Genomic DNA, 26,497 nt, shown 5'->3' with positions numbered 1-26,497 from the left:
AATGAATATTTTACTTTGTTGTTCTGCCGGCATGTCTACTAGTCTAATCGTAACAAAAATGGAAAAAGCCGCTGAGTTAAAAGGGATTTCGGCCCGCATTTGGGCAGTTTCTGAATCAGTTGTGCGCTCGGAAATCGACGCGGTTGATGTGTTATTGTTAGGGCCGCAAGTACGTTTCCTTTTGAAAGAAATGAAAAATATTTGTGATGAGAAAAACATTCCAGTTGAAGTCATTGATATGATGAATTACGGCATGTGTAATGGTGAAGCAATTCTCGCGCAAGCAATAAAACTAATCGAAAATAAATAGTATAGAATTCAGAGTTTCAAAGTTTCGCTTGAAAGAGAGAGGAGGTCAGTTTTATGGTAAAACATGAAACAGAAATTTTTACATTAATTTTACATGGTGGCAATGGTCGAAGTGCTGCTATGGAAGCCATTCATGCCGCAAAAGAACAGAATATGGAATTAGCACGCCAGAAATTAAAAGAAGCGAGTGATTCTTTAAATGAGGCACATCATATTCAAACAACGTTAATTCAATCCGAGATTGGTGGAACTCCAACAGAAATTTCACTTTTAATGATTCATGCACAAGATCACTTGATGAATGCTATAACCGTAAAAGATATGGCAAAAGAGATCGTTGACTTGTATGAAAGGGGCTTTAAAAATGCCTGATAAATTTAAAATTGTGACAATAGGCGGGGGCTCTAGTTATACGCCGGAACTAGTTGAAGGGATTATCAAGCGATATGATCAAATTCCAGTTACCGAACTTTGGCTGGTGGATATCGAAGCGGGCCGCGAAAAGTTAGAAACTGTTGGAGCACTAGCAAAGCGTATGGTAAAAAAAGCCGGGGTTCCAATGGAGATTCACCTTTCGTATGATCGTAGAGAAGCTTTGAGAGATGCTGATTTCGTGACTACACAGCTTCGTATTGGGCAATTGGCTGCACGTGCACTTGATGAAAGAATTCCATTAAGACATGGTGTCATTGGTCAAGAAACCAATGGTGCAGGTGGTTTGTTTAAAGCGCTCCGAACGATTCCGGTCATTTTGGATATTTGCAAGGAAGTGGAGGAACTTTGTCCAAATGCGTGGGTACTTAACTTCACAAACCCTGCAGGTATGGTGACAGAGGCAGCCTTAAGATATTCAAATATAAAGAAATTTATTGGCCTATGTAATATTCCGATTGGAATGGAAATGGGGATTGCAGACCTTTTAAACGTGGATCACTCTCGTATTCGAATTGATTTTGCAGGTCTGAATCATATGGTTTTTGGATTAGAAGTTTATCTGGACGGGGTTTGTGTAAAAGATAAAGTTCTTGAAATGATAATGGACCCTGCCAATGCAAGTTTTGTAAAAAATATTGACGCAGAGGAGTGGGCACCTGAATTCCTCAAGGGTATCAATATCATCCCATGTTCATACCATCACTACTACTATAAAACGTCTGAGATGTTGGCAAGAGAATTGAAAGAATTTGAGTCAAATGAAACACGTGCAGAAGTCGTACAACGGATTGAAGCCTCTTTATTTGAAAAATATAAAGATGTAACGCTCGATGTAAAACCACCTGAGTTAGAACAACGTGGTGGAGCATACTACTCCGACGCGGCTTGTCGTTTAATCTCCTCTATTTACAATGATAAGCGAGATATTCAACCATTAAATACAATGAACAAAGGGGCAATTTCAGGCCTGCCGTATAACAGTGCTGTTGAGGTTAGCTGTGTCATCACAAAGGATGGTCCGGTTCCATTAACGATGGGAGAATTGCCGGTTCCCGTTCGTGGATTGATACAAACGATTAAATCTTTTGAACAAGTGGCCATTGAGGCGGCGGTAGAAGGAAGTCGTGAAAAAGCAATCGTTGCATTGACTATTAATCCGCTTGTTGCTAACGATAAAGTGGCGATAGCTATTGTAGACGAAATGCTGGAGGCGCACAAAGAATATTTACCTAGGTTTTTAAAAAAATAGCAAATCTGATAGTCAGATATTCATCTGATTTCTTGATAATAAAAAATAATCGTATCAAGTTACATGAGTACTTCATAAAGGAGCTGTTTGAATGAAGATCATGAAAGTCGATAACTACTCAGAATTATGTAGAACAGCTGCCGCGATCATCATCGAAAAAGTGGCAATGGCTGACAAAATAAATTTAGGCTTGGCAACGGGAAGTACACCCATCGGCTTATATTGTTATTTAGTCGATGACCATCTTCGAAATCATACTTCCTACCACCATGTGAAAACCTTTAATCTTGATGAATATGTAGGTTTATCCCCTGACGATCCGAACAGTTATCATTATTATATGGAGGAAAACCTTTTTCACTATATGGATCTATGGCCAGAAAATATTCATCTACCAAACGGTATTTCAGAACAACTTTCTGCCGAATGTCATCAGTATGAATCTTTGATTGCTAACCATGGTGGGATTGATCTACAACTATTGGGCTTGGGAAGAAATGGTCATATAGGCTTTAACGAGCCAGGTACATCGTTTCAATCAAAAACCCATGTTGTGGACCTAGATGACTCCACTCGGAAGGCTAATTCTCGATTCTTTGATTCGATAGACCAAGTCCCGCAGCAAGCGATAACCATGGGGATTGATACGATTTTTTCTAGCAAAGAAATCCTCTTATTAGTTTCGGGTGAGGGGAAAATTGAAGCGGTTAAGCGACTGCTAGAAGGAGAAATCTCAGAAGATTTTCCAGCTTCTATTCTAAAAAACCATCCGAATATAACTGTTATTGTGGATAGCGGGACGATTGCGGAAATTTAATGGGTTCTAGAGACTTAGGTATAGTGGATATTGATATTGCAGAACAGATTCGGGCTGTTATATTAGATAAAGAGAATACAGCCAAGGACCCTCGGACAGAAGGCTTACTCTTAAGTTAGATAGTAGTCCAAAAGTAATCACCAATGTATTTATATTGGTGATTTTTATTTATAGAATTATATTGACTTTGGTTAATAATTAATTGTCAAACAGTTGACCAAAAAAAGATAAGGGTCAGCTGTTTCTTTGTATTATTTATAATTTATAAGCTCAATCAAATGAAATAATGTTAAAACCCATACCATACCACCCCGGACCGCAACAAACTAGATTGACCTATCACCTCAGCAATAAAGAGGTCACCCTTATTGGACAGAGGTTCAAACAAATGCTTGGTGTAAAGCTTAAAAAAAGTAGGAATACCTACTATAGTAAAACTAATGAGTATGATTATTATTGCTCCCTTCACGGAGGAATTAAAATTAATTTGATAATACATTCATATTTTAAAAACAATAACATCAATGTAGGCTTTTTTTCATACTATATTTTGGGGTGAAAAAATGACAAGAATTAATTACAGAATTCATGAAGTCGATTTAATGGCAAGAATGATGAGAGCAGAAGCCGAAGGTGAAGGAAAACAAGGAATGTTATATGTTGGGAACGTAATTGTAAATCGTGTGAAAGCAGAGTGTTTAGATTTTAAAGATATAAGGACGGTGGAACAAGCAATTTTTCATGTGCAAGGTGGAAATTATTCTTTTGAAGCGGTTCAAAAAGGTAATGTGTTTTATCAAAGAGCTAGGACTGCTGAAAAAAGATTAGCACAAAAAAATTTAGATTATTGGAGAGAAAATCCAGCCAAATATTCCCTCTGGTATTTTAATCCAAGTGGTGCTTGTCCTCCAACATGGTATGGTCAACCTTTTGCTGGTCAGTTTAAAGAACATTGTTTTTATGAACCAAAACCTGGAACATGTGAAAGTGTTTATATCGGAAGGTAGACTTACTCTTTTTTCAATTATTGTTTTGATGAATGTTTAATGTCGAAACAAAGAAAAGTGCTATCTCTGTCCATATACACCCAAGATTCTTCATTATATACCTATTAGGAGTCAGTTCACCAATGTGGTAAAGCATTGAGGGACTGACTCTTTTATATTGTTGATTCAATTCAGTTCAAATTTTATATCGATACCTTAATAAAACGATATTCTTTCTAAGAATAAATCTCCTTTTATAAGGCATTATAAGCGTAATTGTAAAGGAGGCTAAGATACATGATTAAAATAAACATCAGTTTCTTATTGGTGTTCTTTTTAATAATAAGTCTGACAGGATGTAACAAAAATTCAAATGAATTATCATCACCTAAGAAAAACAAATTTAATCAAATGAACATATCGAACCCTTATGATAAGAACCTTAATAACAAACGAAAAACTAGAATAAGTGCTGTTACATTAACCCCCTATCCAACTTCGCTAGCTTCCGTAGTAAATAAAAAATATTATTTACCTATTACTTATGTGCCGAAGAATTTAGTATATCCGAGAGTACCTTTTCTATTCAAAGAAAAAATTGAAAAACGTAAAATGAGGCAGGAAGCCGCAAGAGATTTAGAAAAGATGTTTGCCGCTGCTAAAAAGGATGGAATTAATTTGAGCGGGGTATCTGCATATCGTTCTTATGCAACACAAAAAGTATTATTTAACAAGTATGTTAAAAAAGATGGATTTAAAAAAGCCCTAACATATAGTGCGATTCCGGGAACCAGTGAACATCAAACAGGTTTAGCGATTGATGTCAGCGGAGCAGATGGAATATGCGCAGTTTCATCTTGTTTTGGAAGCAAAAAAGAAGCGGCCTGGTTAAGTAAAAACAGTGCGAATTTTGGGTTTATTGTTCGTTACCCAAAAGGAAAAGAACCTATTACAGGTTATAAGTATGAACCGTGGCATCTTCGTTACGTAGGACATATCTCAAAACCAATTAAATATCGCGGCATTACACTTGAAGAATATTTAGGTATTCAATCCGTTTCTAAATAACAAAAAAGCGATTCTCCTAATAATGAGAATTGCTTTTTTTATGCACGATCCTCTACTATTTGATGGCTTTTTCTTAGTAATGTGATAGAACATATATCTTTTCCTAATTGCTCTTGAGTTAATTTGTATTTTTCACGATAAAACTTGATGATTTTCCCCTCATACATAACTAAAAGCCCCCCTGGCCAATTTGCCCTTAAGGAAACAACCTATCAGATAACATTCTATATTCTTCGAAATATTAAGTACATTTAGGAAAATGGATCATCTTGTGAAGTAATACTTAAGAAGACATTCAAGTGAAATATCCAAAAAATAAAGGTGCCACTCGATGTAGCGAAAAGTTCATTTTAATAGCTTTGAAACGGAATAGGAAAAGAAGCTCAGGGTAAAATATGTAAAAATTTCCGATTTGGAGAAATGAGGTACCTCTAATGAAAGCCGATCGATCCCTAGACAAGAACGAGAAGTCGCTGCAGGAAATGCTATTTCATAGCTCAGATTTCAAATCGAGTGATTTCGTGGCCGGCGACCGACATTTTCGGCTATTTTATTTGGATACAATGATCGAACTTTCTGTGGTACAGGAACACATTATCCGCCCGTTGCTTGGTAAAACGGACGTTGGCGTCCGTGAAGCTGTTTCTATCCTAGATTATGGAGAGACCGATCTTATCACGGTAGCGTCGACAGCGCTCGTCGTGGGGAAGACGATTGTTCAAATTGAAGGCGAAGCTAAGTTCTATTTGCTTGGAACCGAGCTTAATAAAGAACGTGCGGTAAATATTCCGTTGAACGAACGGACACTGCGTGGTTCCAACCAAGCGTTAATCGAAAACCTGGATACGAATCTCAATTTGATCCGCAAGCAGATCGCGTCGCCCGATCTTGTTATAATGTACTATCAGGTTGGCCGCAGGTCGAATACAAAAGTTGGCGTACTTTACCTACGGTCCCTAGCCAACGAAAATGTCTTAAAGGAGTTTGAACGCAGGATAAAAAGCATTGACATTGATTACGTCGAAGCGCCCGGGTTTATTCAAGAAATGATTGAAGACAAAAAATTCTCGTTGTTTCCAAAAATGCTTGTTACTGAAAGACCGGACCGGGTAAAATCTTACCTGATGGATGGGAAAATCGCCATTTTATCTGACGGTTCGCCAAATTGCCTGATACTTCCGGTTTCGTTCTGGGCGTTCTTCCAAACCCCCGACGATTACCAAATTGGCTGGCTGTGGGGCAGCGCCTTGCGGTTTCTTCGGATTTTCAGTTTTCTTTTCGCGATCAGCCTGCCTGGCATTTATGTTGCCCTTGTCACCTTCGATCCACGTATTCTCCCGTTCGAAGTTGCACTGACGCTGCAAAGCTCTATGCAATACATCTCGTTGCCACCAGTACTGGAGGCGCTAACTATGCTGTTCATACTCGAAATTTTGCGAGAGGCAACCGTCCGTCTCCCAACCTCAATCGCCAATTCGGTCGGCGTGGTTGGGGCTATCGTTATCGGCACCACAGTGGTTGAGTCTAATTTGATTTCCAACATGATGGTCATCGTAGTGGCGCTTACGGGAATTGCTTCATTTATTATTCCTTCCTACGAAATGAGTACCGCGGCTCGATTTTTGACATACCCGTTCATTGTCATGGCCTCGATTTTCGGGCTGATCGGCTTGGAGCTTTCATTACTCTTGGTGCTGACGCATTTGGCCCGTTTAAACACGATGGGCATACCGTACTTTTACTCGGGGATTAGAGGCGATACCATCAAGGATACATGGTTCAGAGGACCAATTAGGAGTTTGAAAAAACGCCCGATGGAAAGCTTGGCAAAGGATGAAATCAGAATTAGTGGCCGAAGGGAAGGGACTAAATGATACACTTAGAAAAAATCTCTATCAACCAACTTATCTGCCTTGTTATTCTGACCCAAGTCGGCGTTAGTGTTTTAACGGTTCCTTATGCACAAATCCGTGACTCGGGAAACGACTCGTGGATGTCCATATTGATCGGGGGAGTGATTGCTCAAGCGGTCATCCTGATCATCTATCAACTTGGAAAGAGATATGCGGATCGGCCGTTGCCCCAGTATATTTCTACAATTGTTGGAAAGCCGTTAGGATCGGTCTTAAACTTCTTGTTTGCAGTCTACTTCGCACAAAATGGTCTTATGGTTATTATCACGTATACTGATGTCATCAACCGCTGGGTGTTATTTGAGACTCCCTGGTCTGTGTTAATCGGAGTATCTTTCACAATTGGAGCGTATATCGCTTCATCTACCCTACGGTCAATGGCTACCATTACGCAGATGATTATGCTTATGTTTCTGATATGTTTTGTGATCGTATTGATAAGTGGACTTTCAAAAGAAATTGATTTCCGTCATATACTGCCAATAGGCACTCACGGGATTGGACCGATTATTAAGGGTGCTCTCCCTTCGTTTTGGTTGTACTCGGGATATGAGCATCTCATGTACGTTTTCCCATTTGTAAGATCCCGTAAGAAGAAGGATATCTTAATGGCAATTTCGGCTGCCAATGGATTTACGACCTTTTTTTACCTGTTGATAACAGTCCTTGTTACGTCCAACTTCAGCGAAAATCAATTGAAGTCCATCCCGGAGCCGATGGTGTTCATTCTCCGTGTATTCAATTGGCCAATCGTTCATAGTCTCGATATTCTATTTATGACGATTTGGCTATCTGTGGTTTTGGTAACGCAGTATGTTTATTTGTTTATAGCCGCACGTCATTTGGCGTTCATCAGAGGTAAGGAAATCCGCAACCATTCTCTTTTGGTATGGATTCTTGCAATCGTTTGCTTCGGGGCCGGATTATGGTGCTCCGACCGGCAATTGCAGTCCCGAATATTAGACTATCATAATATTGTTACTGGTATTATGATTGCCATTGTGCCGACAATTCTGCTTCTCATTTCTTTGGCACGGGGAAAGGCGGCGGGAGTATGAAAAAAGCCGCAATTGGAATTTTGTCGTTACTGCTCTTGACCGGTTGTTGGGATCGATTACTGCTGCGTAATCTTCAACTGGTGGACATTGCCGGGTTGGATTTGGACAAGGAGAGTGGGGACGTAAAACTCTCTATTATTGTCACCAAGCTCAAAAATTCGGGCCAAGGAGAAGGGGAGCCGAATTTGCAAATGACGGAAATCAGAGAACCTAGTTTAATTGAAGCAGTCGGTCAAGGAGACTACACCGATCGCTCTCCTTTCTTAGGGATCAACACGAGAATCTATATGATAAGCAAGAGGTTTGCTGCGCAAAATCCTGTTTCAACACTTACTTTTTTACTTAACACCCCCTATTCGTCGGTCAACACCCCCGTAATTGTATTTGACGGGAACGTTTCAAAGCTTTTGAAAACTCAATCGGAAAATAATAAAGATTTTACGAAAAATCTAAATGAGTTTATTTTATCCTCGGAAAGGAACGGAATGATGCCCACCGTTTCTATGATGCGTTTTATTCTGTCCCGTGAAGAACCATTGGAAGGTATCGCATTGCCTGTGTTGAAAAAGTTCAATTCGGGAATGGAATTAAGCGGCGCTCTATTATTCCGTCAAGGTAAGAATACAGGGGTGAGTCTCAGCAAAGAACAAGTCCAGATGTCTATGCTGTTATTAGGGAAGGGCAAAGGGAGGCAAAGATATACCGGACAGATGTCGGAAAACGGTGAGGGACGGCACATCGAATATGGGTTTTCCGTCAAAAAAGGGAATTCAAAGATATCAGTACATCCTGAATCAAGAGGATTGCCGAAAGTTACTATCGGAGTCCGATTGCGAATTAATGTATTCGGACTTGGCAAGTCAGTTCATATGCTTAAGGCTGATTACGTTAATCGAATGGAAAAAGAACTGAGTAAACACCTGGAAGAAAAAGCGGCAGCGATGATAGAGACTTTGCAAAAAGCGAATTGCGACATTCTCGGCATTGGAATGGAATTAAAAGCATATCATCCGAACATTTGGAAGTCATTAAATTGGCGAAAAGACTTTCCGGATATGTCGATCGAACCGAACTTCGATGTGCAGATCCTTAACTCGGAAGAATAATAGCTTGGTTGGACGCGTACTCAGATTGGAGAACGCGTCCAATGAATGACCAAAATTATTTATTTTTTGAGAAAATCCTTACAGAATAACTGTGTCTGGAGGAGAAGAAGAATCAAATGTAAAATGGTTTCATAGATCTTAATGTGCATCGGATCAGCTGAAGTTGAGGTGATAAAATGAATTTTGAACAAATGGAGTATATTGTCAATGTTGCAAATGAGATGTCAATTACAAAAGCAGCAGAAAAATTATTTATATCTCCTTCCGGGATGAGTCAATCAATAACACAGCTAGAAAATGAGCTTGGTATAAAAGTCTTTAACCGATCAAAACAAGGAGTTACTCCTACTTTTGAAGGTAAAATAGTTATTTCCAAAGCTATCGCTTTACTTAAGACCATTAAAGAACTGAACAAAGAAATTTATGATTATAAAAATAGTAATCAAACTCATTTGAAAATTATTACAGCGCCCACCTTTTCTTATCTAATTCAAGAAACAATGGTTAAGTTTAATTCAAGAAATCCTGATATTACATTCGAATTTGTAGAGCAAAACCCTACAGATATTATTCAGAATTTCAACAAAGAAAACTATGACTTGGCTTTAATACATGCATCTATAGATGAATTAAAAAAAGAAAAAAATATTTGTTTTGAACATATTCATGAGGGTCACATATGTATAGCGGTTGGTAAAAATTCACCTTATTATTCTTTTGATTATGTAACTCTTAATGATTTAGAGAATTCAAAATTTGTTTTATATAATTCATCGGATTATAAAAAGATATTAAAATTAATAAAACTGAACCCCCATCAAGTTTTAATTAGATCGAATAGCAGCAGCCTACTTTTTGAGTTGATAAAAGAAAGTCAGGCCGTTTTATTTTTGCATGATTTTTCTATTAACTATAGCCAAATGGTTAAAAATGGAGAAATTAAAATTATCCCTCTAAGGGAAGAAAATTATTTTCCAATTGATTTCTGGCTTATATATTTAGAAACAAAAGGTTTAACAAAGGTAGCAAAGGAATTTATTAATTACTTAGTAAAAAACTTATAAATAGGTGGAGCATTTACTCCACCTAACCATAAAAATCTATGAATAAGATTATTTGGTTAATTATAAAAAGGCGTACGTTAGAAACGATAAAAGAATAGATGTAATGATAATAGCAATAAGTGGACGGATTGCTTTCGTGCGTAATTCTTTTATGCTAATATTTAATCCTAAGCCGGTCATAGACATCGTTAAAATAAATGATGTGAAAGTTGCAATATCTGACATGTGTTTTTTTGATACTACAAACTCATTTCCGATAATATAACTCCCCACAAAACTCATTACGATAAAACCGATTAAAAACCATGGAAACTCGAATTTTGTTTCACCCTCCAATTTTCCTTTCTTTTTCATCCAAAACATAAGGACAAAACAAACAGGAATTAATAGAAACACTCGAGCAAGTTTGGCGAGTAAAGCGTTTGCAAGAGCATCCTGACCAGCAGGTGCAGCTGCTAAAGCAACATGGCCGATCTCATGAAGACTGATTCCAACCCACTTTCCGTAATCTACAAGACTAATAGGTAATATGGGATATATTAACGTATAGATAATTGAAAAAACGGTGCCTACTAATGCGATGATGCCGACCCCCATAGCCGTATCCTCATCTTTTGCCTTTATAATTGGCGAAACAGCTGCGATGGCAGCGGCACCACATATGCCTGTTCCAACACTTAATAATAAAGAAAGATTAAGATCTGCTTTGAGCCATTTTGCAAGTATCATCAAAACTGCAATTGAAAAAATGATTGTTACTGCTCCTCTGAGTAATAGTGGGAAACCCTGATGAAATATGATGATCATATTTAGCTTTAAACCATAAAGAATGATGGCCAATCTTAATAATTTTTTAGATGAAAACTGTATCCCAGTACGTAATTTCTCTGGGTATCCAAAAACTTGTCTATACCCCATAGCAAGTAAAATGGCACATGCAAGTGCTCCAATATGATTTACACCTGGCAATGTCGCCAATAAAAATCCACAAATGGCAATAATTATGGTAAAACCAATTCCAAGTATCAAAGATACATTTAGAATTTTTTTAGATTTTTTATGATTAGTTGTACTAGTGAGTATTAATGCTTTTTGTTCCAATGTTTTTCATCCCCTCAATTGCATTATTTAAATTTATAGTACCGAATGATTTACAATAAGGGAAATTAATGATTATTATAGTTATAATAAGTAAAAACGATATAAAGTAGGTAAACTCAATGGATCAACTATTATCAGTATTTATATCTGTAGCAGATAAAAGAAATTTCTCCAGAGCAGCGGAAGAGCTTCATATGACTCAACCTGCTGTTAGCCAGCAAATTCAACAATTAGAAAAATATATAGGTACAAAGCTGCTTTTAAGAACAAACAAAAATGTACAGCTCACTAAAGCTGGTGAAATTGTCTATTTACATGCTAAAGAAATAACAGGTCTATATAAAAGAATGTCTATGTTAGTGAATGAATTAAATAACGAGCCAACAGGTCTATTAAAAATTGGGGCCAGCTATACCTTTGGTGAATATGTTTTACCGCATATACTTGCAACAATGAAGGGCCAATTTCCTAATATCACACCTTCGGTACAGATTGGCAACACAAGAGATATAGCAAAAGCAATTTTAAGTCATGAGATCGATGTGGGAATTGTAGAGGGTGAGATATCTCATCGAAATATCTATATTAAAACAGTTTCAACGGACCAAATGTTTATCGTAGCAGGAGGGAAATATCCAATATATTTCAATAAGGAAGTTACACAAAGCCAGGTAGAACAAGAGAATTGGATTGTTCGTGAAGAGGGTTCCGGAACAAGAGATGCAACAGAAAAATTATTTGAAACGTTGCAAATACGTCCTACTAGGTTAATGGAATTCGGCAGCACACAACTAATTAAAGAAGCTGTCGAAGCGGGGCTTGGTATTAGTTATTTATCTGAACTTACGGTTAAAAAAGAAAGGCTGCTTGGTACCATCCAAATATTAAATGTTAAAGGGACACCGATAAAGAGAAATTTTTCCGTTATTACAGAATCTGTTGAACTGCATACGAAATCGATGAACTTATTTATTAAGTTAATTGAAGATTTTCTCAAGAATCAATAGCAGGAATAGCTCTAACTTACTAATAAAATCATTATAGATATAAAAAGACAAAGCCCTCTCAATCAGGGCTTTGTCTTTTTATTTACACGTTGATGTGGAGACGATGAAGAAGTCCATATACCATATTGAACTCCTTTTTATATTAGTAACAATTACATACAAATTAAATATTTTAATTTTATTTAATTTTTATTTATAAGTATACTTAATTTGTTAATATTTTAAAAATTCATAATAGTAGGCATACTAAAGCTTGCTTGCATGTGAGTAAAAGGGGTGGAAATCATTATGAGTTACAATTTAAATGAAAATCTGATCAGAAGTAGTAGTAATTTCCCAGAAAGTATCGCTTATATCTATAGAGATACAAGTGTTACTTACAAAGAACTTAATCAACAGGTAAAGCGATTGGCTGCTGGTTTGACTGCCCATGGAATTGGTAAAGGTGATGGAGTGGCTCTTATATTAGGTAACAGCCCTGAATTTCTCATTGCTTACTACGGTATTTTACGACTAGGTGCATATGTTGTTCCGATCAATCCTTTGTTTACCCAAGGGGAAATCAGCTACATATTGGACAATAGTCAAGCCAAAGCGGTCATTTCTCATGTATCTGTAGAGCCGAAGTTATCAGAAGTAAAGAAACAATTGGAAAATCTAAAGCTAGTCATTTATACCGATGCTAAGAATCAAGAATGGACATGGGAGCATCTCATGGAAACTAGCATTAATGTTTTTGGAAGCCCTTACATTGATGCAGATAACCTTGCAGTCATTCTATACACATCGGGAACAACAGGGAAACCTAAGGGTGCGATGTTAACGCATCGGAACATGGCTTCGAATGCGGACTCCATTTCAAAATTGCTAGAGCTTAATGATAATGATCGTGTTGTAGCTGTTTTGCCAATGTTCCATGTATTCTGTATGACAGTTTGTCTGAATGCGCCAATTGCTTGTGGGGCCACAGTTTTGATCCAACCTAAATTCAGCCCTCATGAAGTGGTCAACACCATTCGAGAAAGGGCCGCAACCATGTTTGCTGGGGTACCTACGATGTACAGCTTTATCAATCAATTGCCTGAAGCAACTGCGGAGGATTTCCAGTCCATTCGCTTGTGTATCTCTGGAGGTGCATCGATTCCGGTCGACCTGCTCCATAAGTTTGAAAATAAATTTAACGTTTGTATCCTGGAAGGGTATGGACTTTCAGAAACGGCTCCTCTTGTCTCAATCAATCCTTTAAAGGGAATCCGTAAACCAGGCTCTATCGGGCTGAACATACCAGCTGTGAGAAGCAAAGTGGTAGATGAGAACGGAAAAGTATTGCCGAGAGGTGTAGTCGGAGAATTAGTTGTTCAAGGACCTAATGTAATGAGGGGATATTTGGGGCTGCCGGAAGCTACATCAGATGCATTTAAAGATGGGTGGTTTTACACCGGAGATCTAGCAACAATGGATGAAGATGGATACATCTTCATTGTTGACCGCAAGAAGGATCTTATTTTAGTTGGTGGATACAATGTATATCCTCGTGAAGTGGAGGAAGTCCTTTACCAGCATCCTGACGTGGTCGAGGCGGCGGTAATTGGAGTACCTGATGGAGACTACGGGGAAAACGTAAAAGCTTATGTTGTCGTTAGGGATGAGCAGATCACCATAAATGACATTATCCAATTCTGTCAGGATAAACTGGTAAAGTACAAGCTTCCTAAACAAGTAGAATTTTTTAAAGAGCTGCCAAAGAACTCAACAGGGAAGATTTTGCGCAGAGAGTTAAGAGAATTGACTGAAGTAAAGTAAGAAACTAACTAAATTATTAAAGGGGGATTAATTATGTCAACCATTTTAAAGGAAAAAGTTAAAGGGCCAGTAGCTTGGAAAGGCACTGACCTGGCTAAAGATGAATCATGGGTTTATTATTTGACCGAAAAAACGATTGCTTCACTTGAGAACGCTTTAGCACATGTCAAACAAAAGGGTTTAAAGGCACCTGAGTTTAACAAGGAGGACTTCCCGATTTCAGATCTCTTAGATGAAATCGATTACTTTGTTGAAGAGCTTGAGAATGGGAGAGGGTTCCTATTAATTCGCGGATTACCAATGGAAAGGTATACAGATGAAGAAGCCAGTATCATTTACTGGGGTCTCGGCCTTCATATGGGCACACCGGTATCGCAAAATGCTAATGGTGATCTTTTAGGTCACGTTAGGGATCAAGGTCTTAGCTTGGAAAATTCAAATGTACGCGGTTACCAAACAAAACTGCATCTTCCTTTTCACGCTGATGGATCTGACGTAGTTGGATTGTTAAGCCTGCGAAAAGGGAAATCCGGAGGTTACAGCAGCATTATAAGCTCGATGGCTGTTTATAATGAAATTTTGGAGAAGAACCCAGAATATTTAGGAATTCTCTGTCGTCCATTCAACTTTGATCGTCGTGGAGAGGAAGCGCCAGGAGAATCTCCAGTATTTACATCACCAATCTTTAGTTACTATGATGGAAAATTGAGCTGCCGATATGTCCGTTTATTTATCGAATCAGCACAAGCGAAAACAGGTATCCATCTGTCGAAGGTTGAAATTGAAGCATTAGATTTACTGGATACACTCCTTCATGATGAAAAGTTGCATTATAATATGCTGCTGGAGGAAGGCGATATGCAATTCGTTAATAATTATACGGTTCTTCACTCACGTACTCAATATGAAGACTATGAAGAACTGAATCGAAAACGTCATTTATTAAGATTGTGGCTCACGATGCCAAATGGCCGGGAAATTTCCCCCGATTTTGCGATGTTTATTGATGAGAATACGGGAAAACCGGGTCGCGGAGGTGTACCTCCTCGTAATAAAACAGCTGGCGGTATTGTTGAAACCTTAAAGTAATTGTGCATCAATAGTTCTGTTAAAACTAGTGGGAACACCTTTTCAGATTTCAGGAAAAGGTGTTCCTTATATAGTAAAAGTGAGAGAGTCATTCAGATTAATAGAATAATCAAATTAATAAAGGAGGATTATTTATGTCGATCATTTTAAATGAAAAAATCCAAGGGCGTTCTGCGTGGAAAGGTACTGATCTAGCAAAAGATGATTCATGGATTTATTATTTGTCTGAAAAAACGATTGCATCTCTTGATAAGGCCATATTACATGTTCAACAATTGGGGTTAAAAGCGCCTGATTTTCAAAAGCAGGATTTCCCGATTCCTGATCTTGCTGACGAAATCACTTACTTTGTTGATGAACTTGAGAATGGCAGAGGTTTTCTATTGATTCGTGGATTGCCGATGGAACGATATACGGAAGAAGAAGCGAGCATTATTTACTGGGGTCTCGGACTTCACTTGGGCTTACCAATAGTCCAAAGCAAAAACGGGGAGCTCCTAGGGCATATCAAAAACGTTGGTAAAGACTTTAATGATAATACAAAAGTTCGTGGTTACCAAACGAATGTACATCTTGACTATCACACAGATCTCGCTGATGTAGTCGGTTTACTTTGTCTTCAGAAAGCGAAATCTGGCGGTTTAAGCAGTATCGCAAGTGCGATGGCTATCTATAATGAAATTCTGGAAAAGCACCCAGAATACCTTGAAATTCTCTATCGTCCATTCGCCCATGATCTTCGCGGGGAAGAAGCAGAAGGTCAATCGCCAGTAGTTCAAACACCGATTTTTAGCTATTACGATGGTAAATTAAGCTGCAGATATATTCGCCAATATGTCCAATCAGCACAAACGAAAACAGGTGGCTATTTGTCGAAAGAGGAAATCGAAGTATTTGATTTTATCGATTCCCTCACTCATGATAAAAACTTTCATATTGATATGATGATGGAACCGGGTGATATGCAATTCGTTAATAATTATACCGTTTTTCATTCACGGACTCATTTTGAAGATTACGAAGAAGATGACAAGAAACGCCATCTATTAAGACTATGGCTCATGATGCCCAATGGTCGTAAAATTGCCCCAGATTTCGAGTTTTATATTGGAGGAGCACCTGTAACTAGATAAAAAGCTAGTGTTATTATTTTTACCATTTTCCCTTATATCGAGTAGTGTGGTGATTTTATTCAACGAGACAGGGTGAATAAAATCACCATTTTATGTTTTTTAATAATGAAGGAAATGTGATGGTGTCAACGGAGTTTATATAAAATTAATTGAAGTGAGGATGATGTTTCTTGGCAAATTTAGATTCGCAAGCAGAAAAATATTTACAGGTATTTAATCAGTTGCCTCCTATTAATAAAATGGATCCTATGAAAGTACGGGAAATGCTTTCAAATGCCCCACGTCCTGTTGTAAAATTGGATCCGCTTTCAAAGGTCGAGGATATTATGATCCCGATAAGCCAAAATGAAGAAATAAAATGCAGGGTATACATCCCTGAAGGAGAGGGTCCCTTCCCTCTATTTATATACTATCATGGTGGAGGATGGGTCTTGGGAGACATTGAATCGACGGATGCCAGTTGCCGAATGATCGCTAATAGAACGGATAGTATTGTTGTCTCCGTAAACTATCGTCTTGCTCCAGAGTATAAATTCCCGACTCCAGTGGAAGACGCATATGCTGCATTGATATGGGTTAATGAAAAAGGGACCACCTTTAACGGAGATGTTTCTAGGTTGGCAGTTGGAGGGGATAGCGTAGGTGGAAATCTAGCGACAGTGGTTACCATGATGGCAAGAGATAGAAAAGGTCCCAACATTACTGCACAGGTCTTGATCTATCCTCCTACAAACCTTCTATTCAATACGGAATCCCATCAAATATTTGCAAAAGGATTTGGTTTGGATCGCGAACAGCTGGTTTGGTTCCGTGATCACTATTTGAGGAATGAGGAGGACAGGTGTAATGTGTACGCTTCCCCCTTGGTTGCTAAAGATTTAAGTGGTCTTCCGCCAGCAATTGTGATTACTGCGGAAAATGATGTGCTTCGGGATGAAGGAAGGGCTTATGCTGAACTTCTGGAGAAATTTGGTGTAAACGTGGAATATGCATGTGAACCGGGTATGGTACACGGTTTTTTTGCACACATGGCTATTTTCTCTAAGAACATTGAATCAACTGTATCTAGGATCGATAAGTTCTTGAGTACCGCTAAATATACAGTAGGGACAGATTAAAATTAAACCATGCTAAATTAAACGAGCCTCACATTTTAGTGAGGCTTGTTATTAATATAACCCTTTTTATTTTTTTGTAATCTACTATTAAGGTATAATATTAATCTGGCATTTTAGTAATAAACTGTATTTCCAATACCTCCAGTTACTGAAATGACATCCCCAGTAATCGATGCCGCCAAAGGTGAGGCTAGAAAGGTAACGACATTGGCAATTTCCTCTGCTGTAATCAAGCGGCCGAGGGAATTTAGTGATTCTACCTGGCGTATAGCCTCCTCACTAGTGACACGGCCTCGAAACGTTTCCGTATCTACAATCCCTGGGTAAAGAGCATTAACGTTAATTCCATGCTTTCCTAATTCCAATGACGCGGATTTTGTCATATGGACAACAGATGCATTACGCGGACCGGAACTAAAATAATTACCGCCAATTCTGGCAGCCAGACCACTTATATTGATGATACGCCCCCAATTATTTTCAATCATATATGGTGCAACAGCTCGGATACAACGAAAATAGCCCATATACTTTTCTTCAAAATCTTTCAAAATAAGTTCATCTTTAATACTATGAAAATCCTCTGGCTCATGGCCGCCAACACGGGCTCCACTGTTGATTAAAATATCAATGCTTCCCATCGCTGCCGCTGATTTTTCAACTAAATTTAGGATAGAGTCAAGATCAGTGGTATCTGCCACGATCGGATAGATATTTCTTTTTGTTTCTTGGGCTAATTCCGCTGCAGTGATTTTTAGTGATGATTCGTTTCTAGAACAAATCGTACAATCTACACCTTCCAGAGCCAACTGGCGGGCAACGGCTTTACCAATCCCCCGGCTTCCTCCAATTATTAGCGCTTTTTTTCCAGATAACTTTAAGTCCATAATACTTCCTCCTGTTTCTATTTCATCACTCAAACAATGATTTTTTTGAATATTAACTCATTTCTATACTTGATTCTACCTATAAATAATAATTATATAAAATTAAAGATATTAATCTGTAATTAAGTTGTACTAATATACTGTATTAACGTTATTTTCTAATGTACATGGTAGTACTATTTCTTGTATATTAGTAATATTTACTTTCAAATTAAATATTTTAACTTTATTTCACTGAAAATTATGAATATAATTAACGTAATTACTATTAGTACTGTCACAATGTTATTTAATCGATTCTAGGTAAATAAAGGGGGGACATCATTTAATAAGTAATAATTGTCTGAAAAAGGGATTGCAATAAAAAAAAAGGAGAGTATCTATGCCGTCCATATTAAAGGAAAAAATTCAAGGACCAGTAGCTTGGAAAGGTATTGATCTAGCTAAAGATGATACATGGATTTATTATTTGTCAGAGCAAACAATTTCAGCTCTTGAGAATGCACTATTTCATGTAAAACAAAAGGGGTTAAAGGCACCTGATTTTAACAAGGACGACTTCCCAATTCCTGATCTTTCAAATGAAATCGCTTACTTCGTTGAAGAGTTGGAAAATGGAAGAGGTTTTCTACTCATTCGTGGATTACCAATGGATAGGTATACAGATGAAGAAGCGAGCATCATATATTGGGGCCTCGGAGTACATATGGGTTTCCCCGTGACGCAAAATGCAAAAGGTGATCTTTTAGGGCATGTCATTGACCAAGGTCTCGACATTAATGATTCAAATGTACGCGGTTACCAAACGAACGCACATCTTCCCTTTCATCCGGATGGATCTGACGTAGTCGGATTATTAAGTCTTCAAAAAGCTAAATCAGGTGGGTTCAGCAGTATCGTGAGTTCGATTGCTGTTTATAATGAAATTCTCGAGAGGTACCCAGAGTATCTTGGAATTCTCTATCGACCATACTTCTTAGATCGCCGCGGTGAGGAATCTCCTGGTGAATCTCCAGTATATTCATCACCAGTCTTTAGTTATTACAAAGGTAAACTAAGCTGCCGATATAATCGCGGATATGTCGAATCAGCCCAAGCTAAAACAGGTATCCATTTGTCAAAGGTTGAAATAGAAGCATATGACTTAATGGATTCTCTCCTTCATGATGAAAACATGCATATCGATATGATGTTGGAACCGGGTGATATGCAATTTGTAAATAATTATACCGTTCTTCATTCTCGTACTGTCTATGAAGATTACAAAGAACCGGAACGCAAACGTCATTTATTAAGATTGTGGCTTACGATGCCAAATGGAAGAGAAATCGCGCCCGATTTTGCTATGTTTATTGATGAGAAAACCGGTAAACCTGGGCGCGGTGGTATTCCCGTACGTGAAAAAACAGCTAGCGGTATTGCTGAAAAAATGAGTTATTGGTTTATGAATGATCGGGAGTGTAGTTGTGATAATAACCAAGTATGATTTCCTTTTATAAAACGTTTCGAAAAAATCACCAATTGTTTCATGTGAAGGGGAGATTATTAAATTGAAGACACCAAAATATTCTTGGATTATATTATTAATTCTAGTTGCTTCCGGTATGGTTAACCAAGTTGACAAAATTATCATTGGTTTGGTTTCCGTTCCTTTAATGAATGAGTTACATTTAAGTCCTTCACAATGGGGAGTGGTTGGAAGTTCCTTCTTTTGGTTCTTTACCTTTTCCTCTTTCATTATTGGAGGCATGGCCGATTCCAAAAACACGAAAAAAATGTTTACCTGGATCTCGTTTATATGGTTGGTGGTTCAATTTACCACACCTTTTATTTCCAGTTTGTCTTTGTTAGTGATGACAAGAATGATCTTGGGAGCAGGTGAAGGACCTGCCGTTGCTATATCAACTTCATTAATAGGAAAATGGTTCCCTAAACACAGACACGGAATAGGCTTTGGCGCTGTACTCTTTGGGGCAACAATTGGGCCTGCAATTGCTTCTCCATTATTAATCACCTTGATCAGTCGATATGGATGGAGATCTGCTTTTATAGCAATGGGAATTGTTGGACTCATTGTGCTGGTTTTATGGCTGATTTTCGGAAAAGAAAATCCAAAAGAAATAGGGTTGCCTACAATTGAGCAAGAGGATAAGGACTCAGTAATCCAATCAAAGGTTTCTTGGCGTCAATTTCTTCCGCACCTTTTTTCTAAAAATTTCATTTTTACTGTTTTATGTGCAGGTTGTGCCTATTGGTTATTGTCAGTTCAAGCCGTATGGTTTCCTGCTTACTTTACCAAAATTCAACATTTTGATGGAAAAACATTAAAACTGGCCGTGTCTTTACCGTTTCTTTTCGCTGCTATTTGCCAAATTGTATTTGCCTTGATTTCAGACCGGCTTTATCGCAAAACAGGAGATATTCGTAAAGCCCGAATAAATGTTGCTGGTATTACGATGGTGCTATCATCTATTTGTTTATATCTTGCCAATAGCATGAGCTCAAGTGCTATCTCCATAGTGTTCTTTATACTTGCTCCAGGTTTTGGAATTGTTATTCTTACACTCGCACCCGCGATGTTGATGGATTTCTTTTCAACTAAAAACATTGGAAAAGCACAAGGGACATACGTTGCTCTTTCAAGTTCAACAAGTATCATCGCACCGCTTGTTTTCGGGTATCTTATCCAATATGCAGGAACTGAGGCCATTGGGTATGGATATGGTTTTCAAGTAACTTCTTTGGTAATGTTTGTTTTCGGATTACTGTTTTGGACAATGGTACGTCCCGCGAAGCAGACTGACACTACGATAAAAGCAGAGGAACAAGTGATAATTTAACAAACATTTCTACATGAACCAGGAGGGAAAAAAATATGTGTAAAGATTTAAACGCCGTTACTGAAATTGATCGCTGTGTAGATTGTCATGATGAATTAGCCATTATGGAACGAAATCGCAGTAAGTGCTGGAATTGTCTGGATAAGATATCGGAGACTTACGCTGATGACCATGTTGAAGTGGAATGATACAACGGATTAAGCCTCTTTGCAAAATGACTACATGAATTGAGTTGTAAAAGGGCCTCCAATTCTGGAGGTCCTTAATTATTTTTTAGATCCTTGGTTTTTTTATATAAGTAATATTTACTTATAAATTAAAATGTTTAATTTTATTTAACTAATACTTATGAGTATAATCGATAACATAATAAAAATTCTAAAAATTAAGTTAATACGCAAGGAGTGACAATATTGGCTGGACAAGAAAAGATAATCACAGATTTTAATGAAGCGATTCAAGATATTCAAGATGGTGCGACCATCATTGTTGGTGGGTTTGGTTTATCGGGAATACCTGAGTATCTGATTCTGGCGTTACGGGAAAAGGGAACTAAAGACTTAACGATTGTAAGTAACAATTGTGGAGTGGATGATTGGGGTCTGGGTCTTCTTCTTGCCAATAAGCAGATTAAGAAAATGGTGGCAAGCTATGTGGGTGAGAACAAAATCTTTGAAAAACAATTTTTAAGTGGAGAATTGGAAGTAGAGCTTGTTCCCCAGGGTACTTTGGCAGAAAGAATTCGGGCAGGCGGAGCTGGGATCCCTGGATTCTATACGCCCACTGGCGTAGGTACCCCGATTGCAGAGGGCAAAGAACATCGATTATTTAATGGTAGACCGCATATTCTTGAAGAAGGAATTGTTGGGGATTTTGCCTTCGTAAAGGCATGGAAAGGTGACCCGTTAGGAAATCTTGTTTTCCGGAAGACGGCGCGAAATTTTAATCCACTCGCTGCAACGGCCGGCAGGATTACGATTGCCGAGGTGGAGCACATGGTTGAGGTGGGGTCTCTTGATCCGGATGAGATCCATACACCTGGGATCTATGTCCAAAGGATATTGGAAGGAAAGAATTATGTGAAAAGAATTGAACGCCGTACCGTCATGCGGACTTAATATACCTTTGAATAGTAACATATCAAAAAATTACTAGGCAATTTTTCAGGAGGATAAAAGGATGGATACCAGGACAAAAATCATTAATCGTGCGGTTCAAGAGATTCAAAATGGAATGAACGTAAATCTCGGAATTGGAATGCCAACCCTGATCGCTAACGAAATTCCGAGGGAATTTCATGTATTATTGCAATCAGAAAATGGGTTGCTTGGCATCGGGCCATATCCTGTTGAAGGGATGGAGGATCCTGATCTTATAAACGCTGGGAAAGAAACGGTTACAGCGGTGATCGGTGGATCTTTCTTTGATAGTGCGGAGTCCTTTGCCATGATTCGAGGAGGACACATCGACCTAGCCATCCTGGGCGGCATGGAGGTTTCCGAACAAGGTGACTTGGCAAACTGGATGATCCCTGGAAAAATGATCAAAGGTATGGGAGGAGCAATGGATCTTGTCCATGGAGCCAAAAGAATTGTGGTCATTATGGAGCACACAAATAAGTACAATGAATCCAAGATCAAAAAAAGCTGTACCCTTCCATTGACAGGTCAAAAGGTTGTACATCGCCTGATTACTGATTTGGCTGTGTTTGATTTTACACCCGTGGGAATGATTCTTCTAGAAACTCAAGAAGGTGTTACAATTGATGAAGTAATAGAGAAGACGGAGGCTTCGTTTACGATCAGCGTAAATCTGACTTCCGATAATGGGTATGTTCAAAAAGCTCCTATCACCACGTAAAAGGAATAAACTGCTAATCCCTGTTGGGGGTATAAATAGATTCGTAAAAAAGAGAAGCTTTTCGTTCACTTACGCGAAGTTGCTTCTCTTTTTTCTGTCTTAACTATTAAGTATTTCTGATTTTAGATAATGTATGTATTTGTGGGCAAAAGTAGATAAATGTTTATTCTCTGATCGAACTAACCCTAAAGAAATATTAACCGTGGGATGATTCATCAAATCAATTGGGATGATATCACCATTGATGACAGGGGGATAGTTTTTCATTACGAAATCAGGAGCAAATGTAATCGCCAAATTTTCACTTATGGCTTGAAGAACTCCATCCATATTATTTGAAGTAAATAGGATTTTCATAGGCTTATATTTGTTAAAGAAATCTTGAACAAAATACTGCATTAATTCACCTTTATATGTAACGAGAGTTTGATCAAGAATATCATTCGGTGATACGGTACCTAGAAACGCTACTGGAGAATGCTTAGAAACATATACTTTCTGCTTCCCTTCAATAAGAGCTTCAAAAGCAATTCCTTCCATGTTTATATTCAAGTCACTTGAATAAGTAATCAGTCCGAAATCAGTGTTATGCTGTCGAACATCTTCAATAACAGCAGATCCACTTTTATCGGCAATCTCTAAATTTACGTGAGGATGATCCTGTCTAAATCCGGCTATAGCTTTTACCAGAAATGTCATCAAGCCGGGTAAAGAAGATATTTTTAGTTCTCCTACTTCAGTGGAATTCAATAGGTTGGCTGCTTCTTTTATTTCCTCCAGTTTTTTCTGTACTTCGTAGGCAAGCTTTAATATGATTCTGCCTTCATCAGTTGGTACAGCTCCGTGTCCACGTGATCGTTTAAGAACTTTAATCCCTAGCTCCTTTTCAAAGTTAGTAATGGACTGGCTTATGGTTGATTGAGTCACATGAAGATTCTGTGCTGCTATAGATAGAGAACTATATTTTGCAACTTCAACAATATATAGTAATTGTTCAATGTTCATGGCTGTACCCCTTTTTTGAATATTAGTAATACTTACTTACACATTAAAATCTTTAATTTTATTTAATTATAATTTATAAGTATACTTAATATCAATAAGATTTTAAAATCTTTGAATATTCTTAATTTAGGGGGAAAATTAGAATGACAGTAAATCAATTGTTTGATTTAACAGGACAGACAGCCATCGTTACCGGAGGCGGCAGCGGGTTAGGGCGTGTAATGGCACTGGCGTTGGCAGAAGCCGGAGCAAACGTTGTAGTATGTTCGCGCCGTTTAGAGGTTTGTGAAGAAGTAGTGAAAGAAATCGAGGCGTTAAAAGGACAAGCACTTGCCCTAGCCTTGGATGTAACAAATCCTGAATCTGTTGTTCAAGGTGTGGAGAAAGCGGTTTCTCGTTTTGGGAAAATTGATATTTTAGTCAACAGCAGCGGAACGGTTTTTGAAACGCCTGCAGCGGAAATGCCTTTAGAACAATGGCAAGCTATGCTTGATACAAATGTAACAGGAACATTCTTAATGTGTCAGGCAGTTGGAAAACATATGATCAATAACGAATACGGGAAAATCATTAACATTTCTTCAAGTATAGGTTTTAAAGGTGTTGACCCAGAAGCAGTAGATTCTGTGGGATATACAACAAGTAAGGGTGCAGTTATGACTTTAACGAAGGATCTAGCAGTTAAGTGGGGCCGCCATGGAGTGTATGTAAATTCAATTGCTCCTGGAGTTTTCACTACTGGAATGAATAACCCAGACATACCGGGAACACTTGTACACAAAGCAGGACCTTTCATTGCTTCCCAAGTTCCAGTTAGAAGGTTAGGCAGTGACAATGATTTAGTAGGTGCTCTCCTTTACTTTGCTTCAGCAGCTTCTAATTATTGTACGGGACAAATTTTGGTCCTTGATGGGGGACTTGGGGCTAAGTAAATTTCATCCAAATAACTGTACTGTGTAAATTAATTATACCTAACTGCAAGTTAAAAATAACAATTTTACTTAGCTGAAAATTACAAATATACTGAAATTAATAAATTCGAAAAAGTTAATTAGCTGGCTAATGTAAGCGTTAACAGCGTGCGAATTTAAAAAACAAACATTGGAAGAGGGGATTTTAGTGAGTAACGTAAAAAATGTCCAACAAGCAGTAGCATATCATGCTGGTAATGTTAATGTAGATGAATTGCCTTGGGTTCCTTATTTCGGAGATGCGAAATTTAAATTGCTTAAAGCCAACCCTGTGACAGGACAGAATATTACCTTATTATATGTACCTGCGAAAATGCAGCTACCGGCCCATTTTCATCCTGGACAAGTTATTGTTTATACCGTACAAGGGTCTTGGAGATATCTCGAGGAGGATTGGATCTCCAAACCTGGCGACATGGTTTTTGAACCTGCCGGCTCCACACATACACCTACGGCTGTAGGGGATGAAGACGTTATTACCTTCAATATTGTGGAAGGAACATTAGACTATATCGGTGAAAATGGAGAAATTCTTGCACGAGATAATTGGGAATCATTCCTGAAAAGATACCTTGACTATTGCGAGGCTGAAGGAATTGAACCCGCTAATGTAACTGCGTTTTAATAAATAAATCTGTAATAAATAGAGAAGCCCGGTGTCTAAGTGACGAAGAGGCTTCTTTTTTTTATGCGCAACTCTTACTAATTCCAGGAAATTTGAAAAATTGATATTTTTCACTATTTTCACTATATGAATATTAGTAATACTTACTTATATATTAAAATCTTTAATTTTATTTAATTATTACTAATGAGTATAATCAATAACATAATAGTATTTATAAATTTTAGAATATTCCAAACGTTAGGGGACTAAAAAACATATGCCAACAGAAACAGTTTTGATTACAGGCGCTACTAAAGGGATCGGTTTGGAATTCGCAAAAGTTTTCGCAGTCCATCGATATAACTTGGTACTAGTTGCCAGAGATGTAACATTGTTGGAACAACAAGCCGAGAATTTAAAAAATAATTATGGAGTGCAAGTAAATACTTTTGCAGGTGACTTAAGCAGCCATGCAACAGTAGAGAGCTTGCATCGGCAATTGAAAAGCGAAGGAATCAACATCGATATTTTGATTAATAATGCCGGGGCTGGCGGATTAGGGTTAATGACGGAATTGGATATTAAAAAAGAATTGGAATATCTGCAGCTCAACATGATTTCGCTCACGTATTTAACCAAACTTATAGCGGATGAAATGGTAAAACGAAAACAAGGTAAAATTTTAAACGTGGCTTCAACAGCGGCCTTTCAGCCAACTCCAGGGATGTCGATGTATGGGGCGAGCAAATCGTACGTCTTAACCTTTTCAGAAGCGATTGCGGAAGAACTAAAAGGAACCGGAGTTCAAGTTAGTGTATTATGTCCCCCTTCAACCAAAACGCCGCTCACGGAAGGCCTGGCCGCAACAGGAACAAAAATTTTTATTAAGAACTTGATGGAACCAGAAGCAGTTGCCAAGTGCGGCTTTGAAGGGTTAATGAAGAAAAAAACGGTGATCATCCCAGGCTTTAAAAATAAACTCATGGCAAAATCTGTGGGACTGCTGCCAAGGAAGTGGGTAACCATCTATACCCGAAAGATGATCGAGCAAAAAGTGTAAATAGCCAATAA

Annotated in this window: 27 protein-coding genes; 23 read left to right on the top strand and 4 right to left on the bottom strand. The window is 38.1% G+C overall.

The features are described 5' to 3' along the window. Position 1: 1 nt before the first annotated feature. The 6 genes from RCG22_RS06180 to RCG22_RS06150 all read left to right on the top strand — a co-directional run bounded on the left by RCG22_RS06180 (position 2) and on the right by RCG22_RS06150 (position 4,864). Complete coding sequence (locus tag RCG22_RS06180) at positions 2-310, top strand: PTS sugar transporter subunit IIB (RefSeq protein WP_308106186.1); 309 nt, start codon at positions 2-4, stop codon at positions 308-310. A gap of 53 nt (positions 311-363) precedes the next feature. After that, positions 364-681, top strand: coding sequence for a PTS lactose/cellobiose transporter subunit IIA (locus RCG22_RS06175; RefSeq protein ID WP_308106185.1), 318 nt, complete (start codon positions 364-366; stop codon positions 679-681). Continuing rightward, the gene (locus tag RCG22_RS06170) at positions 674-1,993 is read left to right on the top strand and encodes a 6-phospho-beta-glucosidase (RefSeq protein ID WP_308106184.1); all 1,320 of its coding nucleotides are present in this window, start codon (positions 674-676) and stop codon (positions 1,991-1,993) included. The genes RCG22_RS06175 and RCG22_RS06170 overlap by 8 nt, the downstream gene beginning before the upstream one ends. 91 nt (positions 1,994-2,084) lie before the next feature. Next, positions 2,085-2,810 (top strand): glucosamine-6-phosphate deaminase, encoded by a 726-nt coding sequence (nagB, locus tag RCG22_RS06165; protein ID WP_308106183.1) that lies wholly within the window; start codon positions 2,085-2,087, stop codon positions 2,808-2,810. A 563-nt stretch (positions 2,811-3,373) separates the two neighbouring features. Beyond that, positions 3,374-3,817 (top strand): cell wall hydrolase, encoded by a 444-nt coding sequence (locus RCG22_RS06155; RefSeq protein WP_308106182.1) that lies wholly within the window; start codon positions 3,374-3,376, stop codon positions 3,815-3,817. Positions 3,818-4,093: 276 nt separating this feature from the next. Beyond that, entirely contained in the window at positions 4,094-4,864 is a 771-nt protein-coding gene (locus tag RCG22_RS06150; RefSeq protein ID WP_308106181.1) for a M15 family metallopeptidase, read from the top strand. A gap of 38 nt (positions 4,865-4,902) precedes the next feature. Here RCG22_RS06150 and RCG22_RS06145 read toward each other — a convergent pair whose 3' ends face one another. Continuing rightward, positions 4,903-5,031, bottom strand: a complete 129-nt coding sequence (locus tag RCG22_RS06145; RefSeq protein ID WP_308106180.1) for a hypothetical protein — start codon at positions 5,029-5,031, stop codon at positions 4,903-4,905. Positions 5,032-5,298: 267 nt separating this feature from the next. On the opposite strand from RCG22_RS06145, the gene RCG22_RS06140 reads away from it, so the two are divergent. The 4 genes from RCG22_RS06140 (at position 5,299) to RCG22_RS06125 (ending at position 10,005) form a co-directional block, all read left to right on the top strand. Continuing rightward, positions 5,299-6,738, top strand: coding sequence for a spore germination protein (locus RCG22_RS06140; RefSeq protein WP_308106179.1), 1,440 nt, complete (start codon positions 5,299-5,301; stop codon positions 6,736-6,738). Then, complete coding sequence (locus RCG22_RS06135; protein ID WP_308106178.1) at positions 6,735-7,835, top strand: GerAB/ArcD/ProY family transporter; 1,101 nt, start codon at positions 6,735-6,737, stop codon at positions 7,833-7,835. Before RCG22_RS06140 ends, RCG22_RS06135 begins: the two co-directional genes overlap by 4 nt. Further along, on the top strand, positions 7,832-8,941 hold the full coding sequence (locus tag RCG22_RS06130; RefSeq protein WP_308106177.1) for a Ger(x)C family spore germination protein: 1,110 nt from the start codon (positions 7,832-7,834) through the stop codon (positions 8,939-8,941). Before RCG22_RS06135 ends, RCG22_RS06130 begins: the two co-directional genes overlap by 4 nt. A gap of 176 nt (positions 8,942-9,117) precedes the next feature. Then, on the top strand, positions 9,118-10,005 hold the full coding sequence (locus RCG22_RS06125) for a LysR family transcriptional regulator (protein ID WP_308106176.1): 888 nt from the start codon (positions 9,118-9,120) through the stop codon (positions 10,003-10,005). A gap of 60 nt (positions 10,006-10,065) precedes the next feature. Here RCG22_RS06125 and RCG22_RS06120 read toward each other — a convergent pair whose 3' ends face one another. Further along, complete coding sequence (locus RCG22_RS06120) at positions 10,066-11,049, bottom strand: YeiH family protein (protein WP_308107100.1); 984 nt, start codon at positions 11,047-11,049, stop codon at positions 10,066-10,068. Positions 11,050-11,225: 176 nt separating this feature from the next. Here RCG22_RS06120 and RCG22_RS06115 point away from each other — a divergent pair, with 176 nt between their 5' ends. The 5 genes from RCG22_RS06115 (at position 11,226) to RCG22_RS06095 (ending at position 17,256) form a co-directional block, all read left to right on the top strand. Beyond that, positions 11,226-12,113, top strand: coding sequence for a LysR family transcriptional regulator (locus RCG22_RS06115; protein ID WP_308106175.1), 888 nt, complete (start codon positions 11,226-11,228; stop codon positions 12,111-12,113). Positions 12,114-12,401: 288 nt separating this feature from the next. Continuing rightward, entirely contained in the window at positions 12,402-13,916 is a 1,515-nt protein-coding gene (locus RCG22_RS06110; RefSeq protein WP_308106174.1) for a long-chain-fatty-acid--CoA ligase, read from the top strand. Between the two features lie 33 nt (positions 13,917-13,949). Beyond that, positions 13,950-15,005 (top strand): TauD/TfdA family dioxygenase, encoded by a 1,056-nt coding sequence (locus RCG22_RS06105; RefSeq protein ID WP_308106173.1) that lies wholly within the window; start codon positions 13,950-13,952, stop codon positions 15,003-15,005. Positions 15,006-15,139: 134 nt separating this feature from the next. Further along, positions 15,140-16,138: a TauD/TfdA family dioxygenase gene (locus RCG22_RS06100; RefSeq protein WP_308106172.1), complete on the top strand. Its 999-nt coding sequence runs from the start codon at positions 15,140-15,142 to the stop codon at positions 16,136-16,138. A 170-nt stretch (positions 16,139-16,308) separates the two neighbouring features. Further along, positions 16,309-17,256, top strand: coding sequence for an alpha/beta hydrolase (locus RCG22_RS06095; protein ID WP_308106171.1), 948 nt, complete (start codon positions 16,309-16,311; stop codon positions 17,254-17,256). 113 nt (positions 17,257-17,369) lie between these two features. On the opposite strand, the gene RCG22_RS06090 is transcribed toward RCG22_RS06095, so the two are convergent. After that, positions 17,370-18,143 (bottom strand): SDR family NAD(P)-dependent oxidoreductase, encoded by a 774-nt coding sequence (locus RCG22_RS06090; protein ID WP_308106170.1) that lies wholly within the window; start codon positions 18,141-18,143, stop codon positions 17,370-17,372. 382 nt (positions 18,144-18,525) lie between these two features. Here RCG22_RS06090 and RCG22_RS06085 point away from each other — a divergent pair, with 382 nt between their 5' ends. The 5 genes from RCG22_RS06085 (at position 18,526) to RCG22_RS06065 (ending at position 22,843) form a co-directional block, all read left to right on the top strand. Then, complete coding sequence (locus RCG22_RS06085) at positions 18,526-19,629, top strand: TauD/TfdA family dioxygenase (protein ID WP_308106169.1); 1,104 nt, start codon at positions 18,526-18,528, stop codon at positions 19,627-19,629. 64 nt (positions 19,630-19,693) lie between these two features. Continuing rightward, the gene (locus tag RCG22_RS06080) at positions 19,694-20,983 is read left to right on the top strand and encodes an MFS transporter (RefSeq protein WP_308106168.1); all 1,290 of its coding nucleotides are present in this window, start codon (positions 19,694-19,696) and stop codon (positions 20,981-20,983) included. A 35-nt stretch (positions 20,984-21,018) separates the two neighbouring features. Continuing rightward, positions 21,019-21,171 carry a hypothetical protein gene (locus tag RCG22_RS06075; RefSeq protein ID WP_308106167.1) on the top strand — a complete coding sequence of 51 codons (153 nt, stop codon included), beginning with the start codon at positions 21,019-21,021 and terminating at the stop codon, positions 21,169-21,171. Between the two features lie 225 nt (positions 21,172-21,396). Then, positions 21,397-22,101: a CoA transferase subunit A gene (locus RCG22_RS06070; protein ID WP_308106166.1), complete on the top strand. Its 705-nt coding sequence runs from the start codon at positions 21,397-21,399 to the stop codon at positions 22,099-22,101. A 61-nt stretch (positions 22,102-22,162) separates the two neighbouring features. Then, positions 22,163-22,843: a 3-oxoacid CoA-transferase subunit B gene (locus RCG22_RS06065; RefSeq protein WP_308106165.1), complete on the top strand. Its 681-nt coding sequence runs from the start codon at positions 22,163-22,165 to the stop codon at positions 22,841-22,843. A gap of 99 nt (positions 22,844-22,942) precedes the next feature. Here the strand turns inward: RCG22_RS06065 and RCG22_RS06060 are convergent, their stop codons facing one another. Continuing rightward, positions 22,943-23,848: a LysR family transcriptional regulator gene (locus tag RCG22_RS06060; RefSeq protein ID WP_308106164.1), complete on the bottom strand. Its 906-nt coding sequence runs from the start codon at positions 23,846-23,848 to the stop codon at positions 22,943-22,945. 143 nt (positions 23,849-23,991) lie between these two features. Here RCG22_RS06060 and RCG22_RS06055 point away from each other — a divergent pair, with 143 nt between their 5' ends. From RCG22_RS06055 to RCG22_RS06045, 3 genes are all read left to right on the top strand, one after another. After that, positions 23,992-24,780 carry an SDR family NAD(P)-dependent oxidoreductase gene (locus tag RCG22_RS06055; RefSeq protein ID WP_308106163.1) on the top strand — a complete coding sequence of 263 codons (789 nt, stop codon included), beginning with the start codon at positions 23,992-23,994 and terminating at the stop codon, positions 24,778-24,780. 187 nt (positions 24,781-24,967) lie between these two features. Continuing rightward, entirely contained in the window at positions 24,968-25,444 is a 477-nt protein-coding gene (locus tag RCG22_RS06050; RefSeq protein ID WP_308106162.1) for a 2,4'-dihydroxyacetophenone dioxygenase family protein, read from the top strand. 259 nt (positions 25,445-25,703) lie between these two features. Next, positions 25,704-26,486: an SDR family NAD(P)-dependent oxidoreductase gene (locus RCG22_RS06045; RefSeq protein ID WP_308106161.1), complete on the top strand. Its 783-nt coding sequence runs from the start codon at positions 25,704-25,706 to the stop codon at positions 26,484-26,486. Positions 26,487-26,497: the final 11 nt, after the last annotated feature.

Origin of the sequence: Neobacillus nitrireducens (assembly GCF_030915405.1) — a bacterium.
In the GTDB taxonomy this organism is placed as follows: Bacteria; Bacillota; Bacilli; order Bacillales; family Cytobacillaceae; genus Neobacillus.
The sequence above is the reverse complement of the archived record's forward strand: the minus strand, read 5'-3'. Positions and strand labels throughout refer to the sequence as shown.

Coding starts and splice junctions, on each gene's coding strand:
- RCG22_RS06180 (WP_308106186.1), top strand. CDS start 2: ATGAATATTTTACTTTGTTGTTCTGCCGGCATGTCTACTAGTCTAATC.
- RCG22_RS06175 (WP_308106185.1), top strand. CDS start 364: ATGGTAAAACATGAAACAGAAATTTTTACATTAATTTTACATGGTGGC.
- RCG22_RS06170 (WP_308106184.1), top strand. CDS start 674: ATGCCTGATAAATTTAAAATTGTGACAATAGGCGGGGGCTCTAGTTAT.
- nagB (WP_308106183.1), top strand. CDS start 2,085: ATGAAGATCATGAAAGTCGATAACTACTCAGAATTATGTAGAACAGCT.
- RCG22_RS06155 (WP_308106182.1), top strand. CDS start 3,374: ATGACAAGAATTAATTACAGAATTCATGAAGTCGATTTAATGGCAAGA.
- RCG22_RS06150 (WP_308106181.1), top strand. CDS start 4,094: ATGATTAAAATAAACATCAGTTTCTTATTGGTGTTCTTTTTAATAATA.
- RCG22_RS06145 (WP_308106180.1), bottom strand. CDS start 5,031: ATGTATGAGGGGAAAATCATCAAGTTTTATCGTGAAAAATACAAATTA.
- RCG22_RS06140 (WP_308106179.1), top strand. CDS start 5,299: ATGAAAGCCGATCGATCCCTAGACAAGAACGAGAAGTCGCTGCAGGAA.
- RCG22_RS06135 (WP_308106178.1), top strand. CDS start 6,735: ATGATACACTTAGAAAAAATCTCTATCAACCAACTTATCTGCCTTGTT.
- RCG22_RS06130 (WP_308106177.1), top strand. CDS start 7,832: ATGAAAAAAGCCGCAATTGGAATTTTGTCGTTACTGCTCTTGACCGGT.
- RCG22_RS06125 (WP_308106176.1), top strand. CDS start 9,118: ATGAATTTTGAACAAATGGAGTATATTGTCAATGTTGCAAATGAGATG.
- RCG22_RS06115 (WP_308106175.1), top strand. CDS start 11,226: ATGGATCAACTATTATCAGTATTTATATCTGTAGCAGATAAAAGAAAT.
- RCG22_RS06110 (WP_308106174.1), top strand. CDS start 12,402: ATGAGTTACAATTTAAATGAAAATCTGATCAGAAGTAGTAGTAATTTC.
- RCG22_RS06105 (WP_308106173.1), top strand. CDS start 13,950: ATGTCAACCATTTTAAAGGAAAAAGTTAAAGGGCCAGTAGCTTGGAAA.
- RCG22_RS06100 (WP_308106172.1), top strand. CDS start 15,140: ATGTCGATCATTTTAAATGAAAAAATCCAAGGGCGTTCTGCGTGGAAA.
- RCG22_RS06090 (WP_308106170.1), bottom strand. CDS start 18,143: ATGGACTTAAAGTTATCTGGAAAAAAAGCGCTAATAATTGGAGGAAGC.
- RCG22_RS06085 (WP_308106169.1), top strand. CDS start 18,526: ATGCCGTCCATATTAAAGGAAAAAATTCAAGGACCAGTAGCTTGGAAA.
- RCG22_RS06075 (WP_308106167.1), top strand. CDS start 21,019: ATGTGTAAAGATTTAAACGCCGTTACTGAAATTGATCGCTGTGTAGAT.
- RCG22_RS06065 (WP_308106165.1), top strand. CDS start 22,163: ATGGATACCAGGACAAAAATCATTAATCGTGCGGTTCAAGAGATTCAA.
- RCG22_RS06060 (WP_308106164.1), bottom strand. CDS start 23,848: ATGAACATTGAACAATTACTATATATTGTTGAAGTTGCAAAATATAGT.
- RCG22_RS06055 (WP_308106163.1), top strand. CDS start 23,992: ATGACAGTAAATCAATTGTTTGATTTAACAGGACAGACAGCCATCGTT.
- RCG22_RS06045 (WP_308106161.1), top strand. CDS start 25,704: ATGCCAACAGAAACAGTTTTGATTACAGGCGCTACTAAAGGGATCGGT.